We start from the raw sequence: 16,035 nt of genomic DNA on the forward strand, positions 1-16,035 counted from the left end.
TCCGGGAACCTGGCGTGAGCCCGCTCGCAGCGGGATCCACGAGCGGGCCCGTTTCCGGTCTCCTGGTGTCCGGGGTGCCGGCGTCCGACCGGCCCGCGTCGCGGGGACCCGCGCAGGGGAGTGGTGTGGACGACGACTGGCTGTGGGAGGCGCTCGGGCTCGTCGCCGAGGTGACCGAGGACGCCACCGGTGGCGGGCTGCGCGGCCTGGTCGGGCTCGCGCTGCGGCGCAACCCGCGCCGCGCGCACCTGCTGGTAAGCCGGGTGCTCGGCAAGCACCTGCCGGTCCCGCCGGCGGTCGCGCTCGAGGCAGGGGCGGCGCTCGCCGCCAGAGCCCGGGCCGGCTCCGCCGCCGCCCAGGCGTCCCTGGCCAGCGGCGAGACCGTGTTCGTGCTCGGCTACTGCGAGACGGCGACCGCGCTCGGGCACGCCGTCGCGGACGGGATGCCGGGCGCCGACTACCTGCACACCACCCGCCGGGCCGTGGCCGGGATGCGCTCCGAGCTGGAGCTCGCCGAGGCGCACTCGCACGCCGTCCACCACTGGCTGCTGCCCGCCGATCGGCGCCTGCTGACCGACCCGCGCCCCCTGTTGCTCGTCGACGACGAGCTGTCCACCGGCAACACCGCGATCGGGACGATCCGGGCCCTGCACGCGCTCGCCCCCCGGCCCGCCTACACGGTCGCCGCGTTGCTGGACGCCCGGCCGGCCCCGGCGCGGGCGGCCTTCGACCGGCTCGCCGACGAGCTGGGCGTGCCGGTCGACGTCGTCTCGCTGGTCTCGGCGACCGTCCAGGTGCCCGCGGACGTCGCCGAGCGGGCCAGCGCGATCCGCGCGCGGTTCGCCGCTCCCAGCCCGGAGAACGAAGCCGACGCCGCGCGTGGCCGGGTGAGCTGGGTGCGGCCGCCATGGCCGGCCGAGCTGCCCGACGGCGGGCGCCACGGCTGGACGCCCGCGCACGGCCGGCTGCTCGACGAGGTCGTCGACGCGGCGGGCGCCTCGATCGCCGCCCGGCTTACCGCCCCGGCCGGACGGACCCTCGTGCTGGGCACCGAGGAGCTCATGTACACGCCGATGCGACTGGCGGCGGCCCTCGCCGGGGTGACCGGCGGCGACGTGCGCTACCAGTCGACGACGCGCTCGCCGGTGCACCCGCTGGACGTCCCCGGCTACGCGATCCGCACCGCGCTGGAATTCCCCGCGCCCGACGACCCGAGCCGGGTCAGCCAGGTCTACAACGTCGGGCCCGCCCGTCACGGCGGCGCCACGGACAGCTCGGCCGCCGGCCGCTATGACGACATCGTGGTGGTCGTCGACGGCGGGGTCGACGCCGCGGCCGACCGCGGTGACGGCCCGGCCCTGGCTGGGCTGGTCGAGGCGTTGCGCACCCACGCGCCGGTCACAGTCCTCACCCTGCCGTCGTTCGTCCCGGAAGGCGCCCGATGACCGCGACCACTCAGCCTGCCGCGACCACTCAGCCTGCCGCGGCGACCCAGCCTCCCGCGACGACTCAGCCTGCCCCGGCGACCCAGCCTCCCGCGACCACTCAGCCGGCCGCGGCGACCGGACGCCACCCCGGCCCGGTCCCGGTGGACGCCCCGGCGGAGGCCGGCCTGCCGGGCACGATCGGCTCCGGCTCCTACGACCCGGCCGACGTCACCTTCCTGCTCAAGGACCTCTCCGCCGCCGACCTCGAACGGGCGACCGAGGACCGCGAGGAGGACATGCAGCGCGGCCGGCACTACTCGGAGGACCTGCCGGTCGAGTACCAGCCGGACGAGAGCTACCTGGCGCTGTACCACCAGGCGCTGGAGCGCTCGGCGACCCGGGTGGCGCTGGCGGTGGGGCTGGTCTGTGAGCTGGTCCGGGTGGCCAAGCCCGCGCCGGTGCTCGTCTCGATCGCCCGTGCCGGCACTCCGATCGGCATCCTGATGCGCCGCTGGTACGCCTACAGCCTCGGGCTGGACGTGCCGCACTACGCCATCTCGGTGATCAAGGACCGGGGCATCGACCTGAACGCCGTCCGGTACCTCACCGAGCGCCACGACCCGGCCGCCCTCCAGTTCGTCGACGGCTGGACGGGCAAGGGCGTGATGACCCGCGTCCTGGCCGAGGCGGCACCGGGCCTCGGCCTGGACGACACGATGGCCGTCCTCGCCGACCCGGCCCGCTGCGTCTCCCTCTACGGCACCCGCGACGACTTCCTGATCCCGAGCGCCTGCCTGAACTCGACCGTCTCCGGCCTGGTCAGCCGTACGGTGCTGAACGCCGAGCACATCGGCCCGGCCGACTTCCACGGCGCCAAGTACTACCGCGACCTGGAGCCGCACGACCTGTCCCGCCACTTCATCGAGACGGTCGTCGCCCGGTTCCCGGAGGTCGCCGCCGAGGTGGCCGCGACCTGGCCCGAGCTGTGGTCGTCCGACCGGACCCCGACGTGGGCCGGCTGGGCCGCCGTCGAGCGGATCGCCGAGCGCTACGAGATCCCGGACGTCGCCATGGTCAAGCCGGGGGTCGGCGAGGCCACCCGGGTGCTGCTGCGCCGGGTGCCGTGGCGGGTCCTGGTGGCCCCGGACCGGGTCGAGGAGCTGCCGCATGTGCTGGCGCTGGCCGAGGCTCGCGGCGTGCCGGTCGAGGAGATGCCAGGCCTGCCGTTCTCCTGCGTCGGTCTGGTCCGCCCCGTGCGGGCCGACGGCGAGGCACCCGTGTTCCACACCCCGCAGTCGCGCTGGCGCCCCTCCGACGTAGCGGAGGGCGGCCAGTGACGCCGGCCCCGGCCGCGCGCTGGCTGGTGGCCTGTGATCTCGACCAGACGCTGATCTTCTCCCGCCGCTCGTTCCGGCTGCCGCCGGGCGTGGCCGAACCGGACCTGGTCCTCGTGGAGCGGCTGAACGGGGAGCCGGCGGCGTTCATGACCGCGCCGGCCTTCGCGGGCGTCGCCGAGCTTGCCCGGCGAGCGGTCCTGGTGCCGGTGACGACTCGCACGCTGGGCCAGTACCGCCGGGTCGACCTGGGAGTGACGCCGCCGTTCGCGGTCGCCGCCAACGGCGGCCACGTGCTCGTCGACGGCGAGCCTGATCCGGGCTGGGCGGCCGCCGTCGCCGCCCGGCTGCGCGACGCGGCGCCGCTCGCCGAGGTGCTCGTCCTCGCCGAGCGGCTCGCCACCGGCGGCTGGTGCCGGCTGACCCGCGTCGCCGACGACCTCTTCGTCTACCTCGTCGCCCACGAGCGCGACGGCATCCCCGACCTGGCAGCGGTCACCGCCGAGCTCGCCGCCGCGGGGTGGACGGTCTCGGTCCAGGGCCGCAAGGTCTACTTCGTGCCCGCGACGCTCACCAAGCAGGCGGCCCTCGCCGAGGTGGCCCGCCGCGCCCACACCGACCGGACCGCCGCCGCCGGCGACTCGCTCCTCGACGCGCCGATGCTCGCCGCCGCCGACGTCGCGGTGCGCCCGGCCCACGGTGAGCTGCACGACCGTGCCTGGGATGCCCCCAACCTGCGCGTCACCGCCGCCGCGGGCATCCTGGGCGGCGCGGAGATCGTCGGCCAGCTCGTCACCGTCGTCACGGACGCCATGGCCTTTCCCGCGGGCCGCCCTGCTGGTTAGGGGTGGCGGTCCGGGGATTGTCTCGTGTGATGCGGACGGCGATGGCCTGGCCGCGGGCCGCCCTGCTGGTTAGGGGTGGCGGTCCGGGGATTGTCTCGTGTGATGCGGACGGCGATGGCCTGGCCGCGGGCCGCCCTGCTGGTTAGGGGTGGCGGTCCGGGGATTGTCTCGTGTGATGCGGACGGCGATGGCCTGGCCGCGAGCTGCCCTGCCGGCCAGGGGTAGCGGTCCGGGGATTGTCTCGTGCAGCGCGGTCCCGATGGCCTGTGCGGTCGGATGCGGGGCGAGCCTGAACGAGCATCGCGTCGCGGGCTCCTGGTAGAGGTCTTCAGGAGAAATGCCTTCGCCGTCACATGAGGTCGAGGACGGGTTCGCGCGAAAGCGCGCGGCGAGGCCTTCGCGATGGGGCCTAGCCGGGCCTAGGCCCGCCGTTCAGAATGGACACCGAGTACCAGAGTGTCCTCTCTGGGTGGGGATAGTAGATCGGGCCGCCGCGGGGTTTACATGCCCGCTCGCGGGCGCGGGAATCGGGGTGTTGGATTCTTCCTCGTTGACGGTCGTATCTGTGGTGAAAACCCGGCGGGTAGGGCTGGTCCAGACAAAGACGCCTGGTTTGGATTGTTCGAGCGTCCATTGGCCTCCGTGTTTGGCACGGTGGTGGTGCCGGCAGAGAAGGCCCAAGTTGTCCAGGGCGGTGGCACCTCCCTCTGCATGGGCTGTGACGTGGTCGATGTCGGTCCGGGTCGCAGGCATACCGCAGCCGGGGAAAACACAGCGGGTCTGTTGGTGGCGCACGAGGCGGGCGAGTGCGGGGGTGGGCACTCGGCGGTGACCCAGGTCCAGGACCGTGCCGGTCTCGGGGTCGGTGAGAACGCGGCGCCATCGGGCGTCGGCGGCGAGCGCCCGACCGACCTCCGCGGGGATCGGCCCGAATCCCGCGAGCTCCACAGGGTTCTGGTCGAGCCCAGCCAGGGTCCCGACGGGGGCGATGACCTGGAGCTCGACGGTGACGTGTTCGCGGCGGTTGCCCAGGAGCAGCGCGGTGAGGACGTCGGCGCGGCGCGCGTCGATCGGACGGGTGTCGCCGTGGTGGGGGTCGCCGTTGGCGAGGGTGCCGGAGTGGACGATCTTGTTGATCCGGTCGTAGATCGCCTGGGCGTCCTCGGCGGTGAGCACCGCCGTCAGCTGGGCCATGCCGTCGTGGAGAGCCTGGATGCTGACCGTGCGTTCGGCGTGAGCCCGCTGGCGGCGTTTCGCGGCGGCCTCCGGATCGAGACGGCCGACGAGCCGATGGATCTTCCGTCGCCACCGCGGCGGGGATGCCAGCCGGCTGCCGGCGAGCATCGCGGCCTCGACGGTGGCTCGCTGCCCGGCGGTGAGGCATGCCGTGAGCTGATGCAGTGCGGCGAGTCGGGTGTGATCGAGCATGCCGGCGGTCAGCTCGGCGAGCGCGGCTGGGAGTTCGTGAGCGATCTCCCAGGCAGTCGCCAGCCGGCTCGACATCGTCCGTGGCGACTGCGCCAGTTCCGCCGCCAGTTCGTCGGCAGCGAACGACGAGTACGGGTCACCCGTCTCGTCTCCGGGATCGGTCGGGCGCAGTCGGGCGAGATGCACGTGGGTGTGGATCGTCAGCCCCTCCAACCGGGAGGTCAATCGAGCCAACCGGGCTGCCAGCGCCAACGTCGCCGATGCGTCGCAGCCAGCCAGCCCGGCGAGTGCTTCGTCGAACACCGCGTCAACCACGTCCAGTCGCTCCGTCGGATCCGCGTCGGGCCCGCGCGAGCGAGAGTGCTCAGGAAGCCGTCCGGGCGGCCATGGGCCGACGGGCGAATCGTGCACTGGCAGTTCGGCGAGAAGTGGCCTGTCTGGCGACACGGAACCAGACGACGTGGCGACGGGCCAAGCAGTAACGGTCGGCGTCATCACGGCTGCGTCCTAACGGGCTGGGTCGCTGCGGACTGCGTCAAAGGGTAGAAAGGAAATGGCTGCGTTACTCGAGCTGCGTAAAATTGCCGAGTCGACGGCTGCGTCACGACGGGTGTCGGCCGCAGTCGGTGCCCGGCTCGGGCATGCGTTCATGATACCGCCGGGCCGAGAATGTGCAAGCGGCGAGAATGGAGTTGAACGCTTATCGCGTCGCTCCGCAAAAACTTTCTGAAACACCCCGAAAATAGAATTCATCAAATCGGTGGTCGGTGCCGCCGGCATCGAGAACCATGCGGCACCCAGCGGCTCGAAGAACCCGCTTCAGCTCTGAGGCGCCGAGCCATCGCCGAACTCGGCGAAGAGGGAGTCGCCACGCTCAGTGCGGACAGCGCGGCGCTGTCGTGCGAGCCTGGATGGATTCGCGCGGTCTGGAGAGGCTGCGCCCCTGGCCGCGCCGCCCTGCGCTGGCCGCGCCGCCCCTGGCCGTGCCGCCCTGCGCTGGCCGCGCCGCCCCTGGCCGTGCCGCCCTGCTCCGGCCACGTCGCGCAGCCCTGCCCACGCCGCGCAGCCCTGCCCACGCCGCGCAGCCCTGCCCACGCCGCGCGGCCCCCTGTTCTGGTCGCACCCCGAGCCCCGGCAGCGCCGCCCTGCTCTGGTCGCGCCCCCAGCCCCGGCAGCGCCGCCCAGCCCAGGGCACTCCGCCCTGCCGCGAGCGCTCCGCCCTGCTCAGGCCATGCCACGAGCCCCGGCCGCGCGGCGGGGGCTCAGGTCGCCACGCTGAGTCCAGATGACGGTGGCCGTCCGGCGCGCCGGACGCGGCGTCTGGCTGCGACGGCGATCGACGTCTCGTTCCGGTTCGTGGTAGACCCGGACCTGTGCCCCGGCTCACGGGGTAGGCAGCGGCTTTGGCAGTGCTGGCCCGCGAGTGCCTGTCGCCGTCACACGCAGAGCCGTGCCCGGTCCGAGCCCAGGCGCCGTCACACCCAGACCAGCCGCGACCCAGACCGGGCGCGCAGAGCCGGCCACGGGCCCGAACGCTGGGCCGCCGACCCCCTCGACGCCGTAGGAGGACGCATGACCACCACCGACGAGACCAGGAGTCCCGGCGCGCTCGAGGCCGAGCTGGAGCGGATGCTCGCGGTGGAGACCTTCGACCCGCCGGCGGGCTTCACCCGGCGCGGCCCGATCGACGCCGATGTCGCGGCCGCCGCGGCCGACCCGGTGGCGTTCTGGGCCGACAAGGCCCGCGAGCTGCTTACCTGGGACAAGCCGTTCACCAAGGTCCTCAACGAGGAGAACCCGCCGTTCTACAAGTGGTTCGAGGACGGCGAGCTGAATCTCTCGGCGAACTGCCTGGACCGGCACGTCGACGCGGGCAACGGGGACCGGGTGGCCTTCCACTGGGCCGGCGAGGAGGGCGAGCGGCTGGCCGTCACCTACGCCGACCTGCTGGCCGAGACCCAGCGGCTCGCGAACGGGCTGCGCTCGCTCGGCGTCGGCCGGGGTGACGTCGTCGGGATCTTCCTGCCGATGATCCCGCAGGTCGCGGCCGCGATGCTGGCCTGTGCCCGGATCGGCGCGGTCCACAACGTCGTGTTCGGCGGGTTCGCGGCGACGGCGGTCAAGGAGCGGATGGAGGTCTCCGACGCCAAGGTGCTCATCACCGTCGACGGCGCCCGCCGCAAGGGCCGCACGGCGCCGGTGAAGTCCGCGGTGGACGCGGAGATGGGCGAGCTGGCGAGCCTGGAGCACATCATCGTCGTCGAGGCGGTCGGCGCGGCCGGGCTCGGCGGCCAGCGGGCGCCGATGAAGGCCGGCCGCGACGTCTGGTACGCCGACCTGCTCGCCGCCGCCGACCCGGTCTGCCCGGCGGAGCCGATGCCGGCCGAGGCGCCGCTGTTCATCCTCTACAGCTCGGGCTCGACGGCGAAGCCGAAGGGCATCCTGCACACCACCGGCGGCTATCTGCTCGGCGCCACCTACACCTACCGCGCGGTCTTCGACCTGGACCCGGCGACGGACGTCTACTGGTGCTCGGCCGACGTCGGCTGGATCACCGGTCACTCCTACATCGTCTACGGCCCGCTCGCCAACGGCGCCACCAGCGTGATGTACGAGGGCGCGCCGGACTACCCGGACTACGACGTCTGGTGGAAGCTGATCGACGAGTACAAGGTGACCGTCTTCTACACGGCGCCGACGGCGATCCGCGCGTGCATCAAGTGGGGAGCGGAGTACCCGGACCGCCACGACCTGTCCTCGCTGCGCCTGCTCGGGACCGTGGGCGAGCCGATCAACCCGAAGGCCTGGCTCTGGTACCACAAGGTGATCGGCGGCGAGCGCTGCCCGATCGTCGACACCTGGTGGCAGACCGAGACGGGCGCGATCATGATCTCGCCGATCCCGGGTGTGACGTCGACCAAGCCGGGCTCGGCGACCAGGCCGCTGCCGGGCTACAGCCCGGCGCTGGTGACCGAGGACGGCCAGCCGCTCAGCGAGGGCGTCGGCGTGCTCGTGGTGACCAAGCCGTGGCCGTCGATGCTGCGCACCCTCTACAAGGACGACGAGCGGTTCGTCGAGACGTACTTCTCCCGGTTCGGCCCGACGACCTACCTGGTCGGTGACGCGGCCCGGCTGGACGCCGACGGCTACTTCTGGATCATCGGCCGGATCGACGACGTCATCAACGTCTCGGGGCACCGGCTGTCGACCGCGGAGGTGGAGTCGGCGATCGTCGCGCACGAGGCCGTCGCCGAGGCCGCCGTCGTCGCCCAGGCGGACGAGCAGACCGGCCAGGCGATTGTCGCGTTCGTGACACTCTCCGGTGGCCGGATCGGGGACGACGCGACGGTGGCCGAGCTGCGCGAGCACGTCGCCGCCAGGATCGGCAAGCTCGCCCGCCCGAAGCGGATCATCTGGGCCGACGACCTGCCGAAGACCCGGTCCGGCAAGATCATGCGACGGCTGCTGCGGGACGTCGCGGAGGGCCGCGCGCTCGGGGACGTCACGACACTGCGCGATCCGGCCGTCATGGCGGCCCTCGCGACCAAGGTGGCCGAGGCCGGTCCCGACGACCAGTAAGGCGCAAACGGCGCCCGAGCCGCCGCCACCGCAAGATCAACTGCTCTAGGACAACCTGGCAGCGGCTCGATGGTGGAATTGACGACGTGTGGGAAACGGGCTCGATACGGCGCAATCGTGCCCATTTCCGCGCGTGTGCACAGGGTTTTTCCTGTTGGTAACCCGGTGGTGCGACCCGGGTGCTGCCAGTTCACGGGCGGTGTCTAGGCTGCCGTTTCCGTGAGAGCACTCCGACGGTTCACCGTCCGCGCGCAGCTTCCCGAGCAGCTTGCTCCGCTCGCCGACCTGGTGATGAACCTCCGCTGGTCCTGGCACCCGGAGACGCTGGACCTTTTCGAGTCCGTCGACCCCGAGCTGTGGCGGTCGACGAAGGGCGATCCGGTCCGGCTTCTCGGCGAGGTCGACCACAGCCGGCTTGTGACCCTGGCCGGGGACAGACGTTTTGTCCGTCGGCTGACCGACGCGGCCGACGAGCTCCAGGAGTACCTGAGCGCCGAGTTCTGGTACCAGAAGCAGAACCTGCCGGGCGCGCCCAGCGCGATCGGTTACTTCTCGCCTGAGTTCGGCATCACCGAGGTGCTGCCGCAGTACTCCGGCGGGCTCGGCATCCTGGCCGGTGACCATCTGAAGACCGCGAGCGACCTCGGCGTGCCGATCATCGGCGTGGGGCTGCTCTACCGGGCCGGCTACTTCGTCCAGTCGCTGTCCCGCGACGGCTGGCAGCAGGAGCGCTACCCGGGCATCGACCCGCACGGCCTCCCGATCACCCAGCTGACCGACGCCGACGGCGTCCCGCAGAAGATCACGGTCGGCCTGCCCGAGGGCCGCACCCTGCACGCGCAGATCTGGAAGGCCCAGGTCGGCCGGGTTCCGCTGCTGCTGATGGACTCGGACGTCGAGGACAACCAGCCGGCCGAGCGGGGCGTCACCGACCGCCTCTACGGCGGCGGCACCGACCACCGGCTGCTGCAGGAGATGCTCCTGGGCATCGGCGGCGTGCGGGCCCTGCGGGTGTTCTCGCGGGTCACCGGCGCGCCGGCGCCGGAGGTCTACCACACGAACGAGGGCCACGCCGGCTTCCTCGGCCTGGAGCGGATCCGGGAGCTGACCGCGACCGGGCTCAGCTTCGACGAGGCGCTCGAGGCCACCCGGTCGGGCACCCTGTTCACCACCCACACCCCGGTCCCGGCCGGCATCGACCGGTTCCCGAAGGACATGGTGTCCCGCCACTTCGGCGGGGAGTGCGCCTGGGACGGCGTGCCGGTCGAGCGGGTGTTGGAGCTCGGCGCCGAGCCGGACCCCAACGTGTTCAACATGGCGCACATGGGCCTGCGCCTGGCCCAGCGCTCCAACGGCGTGAGCAAGCTGCACGGCATCGTCAGCCGGGAGATGTTCAACGGCCTGTGGCCGGGCTTCGACCCGACCGACGTGCCGATCGGCTCGGTCACCAACGGCGTGCACGCCCCGACGTGGGTCGCCCGCACGCTCATCGAGCTCGCCGACCGTGAGCCCGAGCCGGCCCTGCTGTCGCCCGACGGCCGCGGCTTCGCCAAGATCGACAAGATCTCCGACGAGGCGCTGTTCGCCACCCGCCGGGAGCTGCGCGAAGGGCTGGTCGCCGAGGTCCGGCGCCGGGTCCGCGCCTCCTGGCTGGAGCGCGGCGCCGCCTCCGGCGAGCTGGACTGGGTCGAGGGTGTCTTCGACCCGGAGGTCCTGACCGTCGGCTTCGCCCGCCGGGTGCCGTCCTACAAGCGGCTGACCCTGATGCTGCACGACCGGGACCGGCTGACCCGGCTGCTGCTGCACGCGGACCGGCCGATCCAGATGGTCATCGCCGGCAAGGCGCACCCCGCTGACGACGGCGGCAAGCAGCTCGTCCAGCAGATCGTCCAGTTCACCGACGACCCGGTGGTCCGCCACCGGATCGTCTTCCTGCCGGACTACGACATCGGCATGGCCCGCTTCCTGTACGCCGGCTGCGACGTCTGGCTGAACAACCCGCTGCGGCCGCTGGAGGCCTGCGGCACGTCCGGGATGAAGTCCGCGCTGAACGGCGGCCTGAACCTCTCGATCCGGGACGGCTGGTGGGACGAGCTGTTCGACGGCCAGAACGGCTGGGCGATCCCCACCGCCGACGGTGTCGAGGACCCGGACCGCCGGGACGCCATCGAGGCCGCCGCGCTCTACGACCTGCTGGAGAACGCGGTCGCCGCCCGGTTCTACGACCGGTCCGACGGCCTGCCGCACCGCTGGACGGCCATGGTCCGGCACACCCTCTCGACGCTGGGGCCGAAGGTGCTCGCCACCCGGATGGTCGAGGAGTACGTCGAGAAGTACTACGTCCCGGCCGGCGTCTCGGCCCGGGCCGCGGCGGCCGGCGCCTACGGCGGTGCCCGCGAGCTCTCGGCCTGGAAGCACAAGGTCCGCTCCGGCTGGAGCGGCGTGCGGGTCGTCAACGTCGACTCGTCCGGGCTCGGTGACACCCCGCAGGTGGGCCAGGACCTGGTCGTGCGGGCCACCATCGAGCTCGGTGGCCTGGACCCGTCCGACGTGGTGGTGCGGGTGTCCTACGGCCGCGTCGACGAGACCGACCGGCTGCTCGACCCGGTGACGGCCGACCTGCACCCGGCCGGCGACGCCGAGGGCGGTGGCCACCGCTTCGAGGGCACCATCCCGCTGTCGCGGACCGGGCCGTTCGGCTACACGGTGAGCGTGCTGCCCGCGCACGGCCTGCTCGCGACCCCGGCCGAGGTCGGCCTCATCGCCGTGCCGTAGCCCAGGCGCTGTTACCAGAGACGCTGTGGACCGGGCGCTGTGACCAGGCTCCGTGGTCTACGGCGCCGGTAGACAAGACGAGGCGTGCGTCGCCCCCGGTCCGGCCCGATGAGGGCCGGGCCGGGGGCTTCCGCGTCTGCCGCCGACCGCACGTCCCTGCGGTCGGATCGCGCCGGCCTACCGCCAGGGCGGCGCCGGGGCCGGGACGCGGCCGAGTTCGGAGGCGACCGGGCCGAACCGCTCGTCGCGGGCCTCCCACTGCTCGAACGACGTGGTGAGCTCGGCGCGGGTGCGCGCCACGAAGTTCCACCACATGACGATCGGCTCGCCGAACGGGACGCCGCCGAGCACCAGCGCGCGGGCCGGCTCGCGCACGTCGAGCGTCACCTCCGCGCGGCCGGCGCCGAGGTAGGCCAGCTGCCCCGGCCGGGCCACCACCTCGCCGGCCGGGCCGTTCGCGACCAGCACCGCGCCCTCGGTCACGACCAGGGCGTACTCGAAGTCGGGCCGCAGCGGAAGCACGGTCCGCCCCGGCCGCAGCACCAGGTCGGCGCCCATCAGCTCACTGTCCCGGCGCGCCGGCGACGCCGCGCCCGCGAGCTCGCCGACCAGCACGGTGGCCACCGCGGCGCCGATCTCGGCGCGCGGCAGCTCGCCGTGGTGCTCGAACGCGGCCGGGCCGTCCCGGGTCGCCGCGGGCTGCGCCACCCACAGCTGCACGCCGTGCAGCGGGCCGCGGTAGTCGGTGCCCTCCTCGGCGTGGACGACGCCATGGCCGGCCGTCATCAGGTTGAGCTGGCCCGGCCTGACGAGCTGCTCGGAGCCGAGGCTGTCGCGATGGCGGACCTCCCCGGCCATCAGCCAGGTGACGGTGTGCAGCCCGGTGTGCGGGTGCGGGCCGATGTCGATGCCACGCGCCCCCGCGTCCGGCCCGACCGCGAGCGGGCCCATGTGGTCGACGAAGCACCAGGCTCCGACGGTCCGCCGGGTCCGGATCGGCAGCGTCCGGCGTACCGGGATCGCACCGACGGTCTGCGCGCGGCCGTCGGTGAGCCGCACCTGCGGCGGCGGGTCCGTGCTCGCCCCGGGCTGGCCCACCAGGGTGTCCGCGCCGGTGACCGGGCCGCTCATCGTCCCCGCCTGCCCTTCTCGTCCCCGCCCCTGGACCTGCCAGCCCGGGAGGCGCTCGTTGCAGATGCAACCATCGGGCTGCTCCGGTGCTTCCGGGCCGGCGCCGCGGTCAGTGGCCGGTGAACTTCGCCTTGCCGGGGCCGTTCTCCTGGAAGGACTCCATGCCGACCTTCTGGTCCTGCGTGCCGAAGAGGCCGACGAACAGCCCGTTCTCCAGCCGCAGCGCCTCCGACAGGCCCATCTCCAGCCCGTCGTCGATCGCCCGCTTCGCCGCGGCGAGGGCCAGCGCCGGGCCGTCGACGAACCGCTTCGCCCGCCGGATCGCCTCGTCGTAGACCTCTGCCGCCGGGACGACCACGTCGGCCAGGCCGATCTCCAGTGCCTCCTGGGCGCGCACCTGCCGGCCGGAGAACACCAGCTCCTTCGCCCTGGACGGGCCGACCAGCCTGGGCAGCCGCTGGGTGCCGCCCGCGCCAGGGATCACGCCGAGCAGGATCTCCGGCTGCCCGACCTTGGCGTTGTCCGCGAAGATCCGGAAGTCGGCGCACAGGGCCAGCTCCAGCCCGCCGCCGAGCGCGTAGCCGGTGACCGCGGCGAAGACCGGCTTCGGGATGCGCGCCACGAGCTCGAACGTCTGGGTGAGGTCCGTCGCCCACCCGGACATGGCGGCGACGTCCATGGGAGCCATCTCCTTGATGTCGGCGCCCGCCGCGAACACCCGCTCGCCGCCGTAGAGGACGACCGCGCGGATGTCGTCGCGCCGGGACGCCTCCAGCGCCACGGCGCGCAGCTCCGCCGTGAGCTCAGCGTTCAGCGCGTTCACCTTCGGCCGATCCAGCCGGATCGTCCCCACACCGTCCGCAACCTCTAGCCGTACGACCGCCACCGGCCGACCTCCTCATCCCGCCATCACCCGTGCCCGTCGTGCGGGCCCGCTCGTGGAACATCGCACCCCGTCGCGGCACCTGCCGGCCGCCTCCGGGTGACGGATCTCACGATCTCATCGAGTACGCCGTCGAGCGCGGGCCCTGTGGATGGCACATTGCTGTCCACAGCCAAGCCGTTCACCCGGAGGCGATCAGTCTGTTCCACTAGCGTCGCCGATGTGTCGTACACGTTCGACTCAGGTCTCGTGCGCCCGGACCCGGCGCTGCCCCTCGTGCTGCCCGGTGCGCCGGTCCCGCTCGGCGTCACGCCCGACGCCGGTGGCGTGAACGTCGCCGTCGTCGCGCCGGGGGCCGATGCCGTCGAGCTGTGCCTGCTGGATCCGGAGCAAGGCGAGGTTCGCTATCGGCTGCCCGAGCGGTCTGGCGGCGTCTGGCACGGCTACGTCCGCGGCGTCCGGCCCGGTCAGCGGTACGGCCTGCGCGCCCATGGGCCGTACGACCCGGCCCGCGGCCTGCGCTACAACCCGGCGAAGCTGCTGCTGGACCCGTACGCCCGTCGCGTCGAGGGCACGCTGGTCCCGGACCAGGCGATCTTCGGCTACGCCGACGGCGACCCGTACGGCTACCTCGCGGACGGGACCGACTCGGCGCCCTACGTCCCGGTCGGCGTCGTCACCCCCGTGCCGAGCACCGTCGCGGCCCGCGCGGTGCCCGCCGCCCGGCGCGGCGGCGCACCGACGGTCACCGACCCGACCCGCAACCGGCCCCACACCCCCTGGCCCGACACGGTGATCTACGAGCTGCACGTCCGCGGCTTCACGAAGCTGCACCCGGCCCTGCCGCGGCACCTGCGGGGCACCTACGCGGGCCTGGCCCACCCGGCCGTCGTCGAGCACCTGGTCGGGCTCGGGGTGACCGCCGTCGAGCTGTTGCCGGTGCACGCGTTCGTCTCCGAGCCGGTCCTCACCGAACGCGGGCTCAGCAACTTCTGGGGCTACAACTCGCTGGGCTTCTTCGCCCCGCACCCCGGCTACGCGGCCACCGACGACCCGGTCTCCGAGTTCCGCGCCATGGTCGCCGCGCTGCACGACGCCGGTCTGGAGGTACTGCTGGACGTCGTCTACAACCACACCGCCGAACAGGACGAGCGCGGCCCGACGCTGTCGATGCGCGGCCTCGACAACCCGGTCTACTACCGGCTGGAGCCGACCGACGCCCGCCGCTACCGGGACGTCACCGGCTGCGGCAACACCCTGAACGTCACCTCGCCGCACGTGGTCCGGCTGATCTGCGACTCGCTGCGCTACTGGGTGACGGAGATGGGCGTCGACGGGTTCCGCTTCGACCTGGCCGCGGCGCTGGCCCGCAACCCGGACGCGTTCGACCCCGACGCCCCGGTGCTGACCGCGATCGGCCAGGACCCGGTGCTCGCGCGGACGAAGCTGATCGCCGAGCCCTGGGACGTCGGCTGGGGCGGCTACCAGGTGGGCGCGTTCCCGCCGCCGTGGGCCGAGTGGAACGACCGGTTCCGCGCGACCGTCCGGGACACCTGGACGGCCCGGGCGGCGAGCGCCGCCGACCTCGGCTACCGGATCACCGCGTCGTCCGACCTGTTCGACCACGCCGGCCGCTCGCCGAGCGCGTCGGTCAACTTCGTCACCGCGCACGACGGCTTCACTCTCGCAGACCTGGTCTCGTACGAGCACAAGCACAACGAGGCGAACCTGGAGGACAACCGCGACGGCGAGGGCCACAACCGCTCGTCCAACCACGGCGCCGAGGGGCCGACCGACGACCCCGCGATCCTGGAACGCCGCCGCCGGGTCCGCCGGGCGATGCTGGGCACGCTCCTGCTGTCGGCCGGGGTGCCGATGCTGGTCGCCGGTGACGAGTTCGGCCGCTCCCAGGGCGGCAACAACAACGCCTACTGCCAGGACAACCCGGTCTCCTGGCTCGGCTGGCCGCGGCGCAGGGCCGGCCGCGGCAGGTGGCCCCGGCGCTCGGACCGCCCGGCCGACGACGAGCCCGGTCCACGGACCGGCGGCGAGGCGGCCACCGTCCCCAGGACCGGCGCGGCCGACCAGCGGAGCACGCGCTCCCCGGCGCCCGACCCGGCCGGCGACGACCCCGGCCTGCCCGACCTGGTCGCCTGCCTGCTGGCGCTGCGCCGCGCCTCGCCCGCGCTGCGCCGGCCGCGCTTCTTCCACGGCGGCCAGTCGACAGTCGCGCATCGGGCCGACATGACCTGGTTCCTCGCCGACGGCTCCCAGATGTCCGACGCCGACTGGAACGCGCCGGACCCGGCCACCGTCGTCGCGTTCATCGCGGGGGACAGCCTCGACTGGCTCGGCCCGGACGGGACGCCGGCCAGCGGCGACAGCCTCCTGCTCGTCCTGCACCCCGGCGGTGCGGACATGGACGTCCGCCTGCCCGGCGACCCGTGGGCCACCCGGTACGACCTGCTCCTCGACTCGACCGCCGCCGACCTCGACGGCGCCCGCGCGGCCATCGGCGACCCGCGCCGCCCACTGGCGACCTACCCGGCCGGCGCGATCCTGAGCGCCCCCTGGTCGTCGCTCCTGGTCCTGCGCGCCCAGCGTTGACGCGGCGCGACCGCCCGGCCGGCGCG

The 16,035-nt window shown here is 73.3% G+C and carries 9 protein-coding genes; 6 read left to right on the forward strand and 3 right to left on the reverse strand.

What is annotated here, in order from left to right; translation table 11 throughout:
- Positions 1-125: 125 nt before the first annotated feature.
- The 3 genes from FRAEUI1C_RS04885 to FRAEUI1C_RS04895 are packed head-to-tail and all read left to right on the forward strand — an operon-like array spanning position 126 to position 3,606.
- Complete coding sequence (locus FRAEUI1C_RS04885; RefSeq protein WP_013422170.1) at positions 126-1,445, forward strand: phosphoribosyltransferase family protein; 1,320 nt, start codon at positions 126-128, stop codon at positions 1,443-1,445.
- On the forward strand, positions 1,442-2,764 hold the full coding sequence (locus FRAEUI1C_RS04890; RefSeq protein WP_013422171.1) for a cysteine protease StiP family protein: 1,323 nt from the start codon (positions 1,442-1,444) through the stop codon (positions 2,762-2,764). Before FRAEUI1C_RS04885 ends, FRAEUI1C_RS04890 begins: the two co-directional genes overlap by 4 nt.
- Positions 2,761-3,606, forward strand: a complete 846-nt coding sequence (locus FRAEUI1C_RS04895) for an HAD family hydrolase (protein ID WP_013422172.1) — start codon at positions 2,761-2,763, stop codon at positions 3,604-3,606. Before FRAEUI1C_RS04890 ends, FRAEUI1C_RS04895 begins: the two co-directional genes overlap by 4 nt.
- 432 nt (positions 3,607-4,038) lie before the next feature.
- Here FRAEUI1C_RS04895 and FRAEUI1C_RS04900 read toward each other — a convergent pair whose 3' ends face one another.
- On the reverse strand, positions 4,039-5,349 hold the full coding sequence (locus tag FRAEUI1C_RS04900) for an HNH endonuclease signature motif containing protein (RefSeq protein ID WP_013422173.1): 1,311 nt from the start codon (positions 5,347-5,349) through the stop codon (positions 4,039-4,041).
- Between the two features lie 1,257 nt (positions 5,350-6,606).
- On the opposite strand from FRAEUI1C_RS04900, the gene acs reads away from it, so the two are divergent.
- Together acs and glgP are read left to right on the forward strand one after the other, a co-directional pair.
- Positions 6,607-8,613, forward strand: a complete 2,007-nt coding sequence (gene acs, locus FRAEUI1C_RS04905; protein WP_013422174.1) for an acetate--CoA ligase — start codon at positions 6,607-6,609, stop codon at positions 8,611-8,613.
- A 219-nt stretch (positions 8,614-8,832) separates the two neighbouring features.
- Positions 8,833-11,388, forward strand: coding sequence for an alpha-glucan family phosphorylase (gene glgP / locus FRAEUI1C_RS04910; protein WP_013422175.1), 2,556 nt, complete (start codon positions 8,833-8,835; stop codon positions 11,386-11,388).
- A 177-nt stretch (positions 11,389-11,565) separates the two neighbouring features.
- On the opposite strand, the gene FRAEUI1C_RS04915 is transcribed toward glgP, so the two are convergent.
- Together FRAEUI1C_RS04915 and FRAEUI1C_RS04920 are read right to left on the reverse strand one after the other, a co-directional pair.
- Positions 11,566-12,519, reverse strand: a complete 954-nt coding sequence (locus FRAEUI1C_RS04915; RefSeq protein WP_013422176.1) for a pirin family protein — start codon at positions 12,517-12,519, stop codon at positions 11,566-11,568.
- A gap of 109 nt (positions 12,520-12,628) precedes the next feature.
- The gene (locus tag FRAEUI1C_RS04920) at positions 12,629-13,405 is read right to left on the reverse strand and encodes an enoyl-CoA hydratase/isomerase family protein (RefSeq protein ID WP_013422177.1); all 777 of its coding nucleotides are present in this window, start codon (positions 13,403-13,405) and stop codon (positions 12,629-12,631) included.
- A gap of 219 nt (positions 13,406-13,624) precedes the next feature.
- Between FRAEUI1C_RS04920 and glgX the strand changes: the two genes are divergently transcribed.
- Positions 13,625-16,009, forward strand: a complete 2,385-nt coding sequence (glgX, locus tag FRAEUI1C_RS04925) for a glycogen debranching protein GlgX (RefSeq protein WP_049806825.1) — start codon at positions 13,625-13,627, stop codon at positions 16,007-16,009.
- The last annotated feature ends 26 nt before the right edge of the window (positions 16,010-16,035 follow it).

It is taken from the genome of Pseudofrankia inefficax (assembly GCF_000166135.1).
GTDB classification, from domain to species: domain Bacteria; phylum Actinomycetota; class Actinomycetes; order Frankiales; family Frankiaceae; genus Pseudofrankia; species Pseudofrankia inefficax.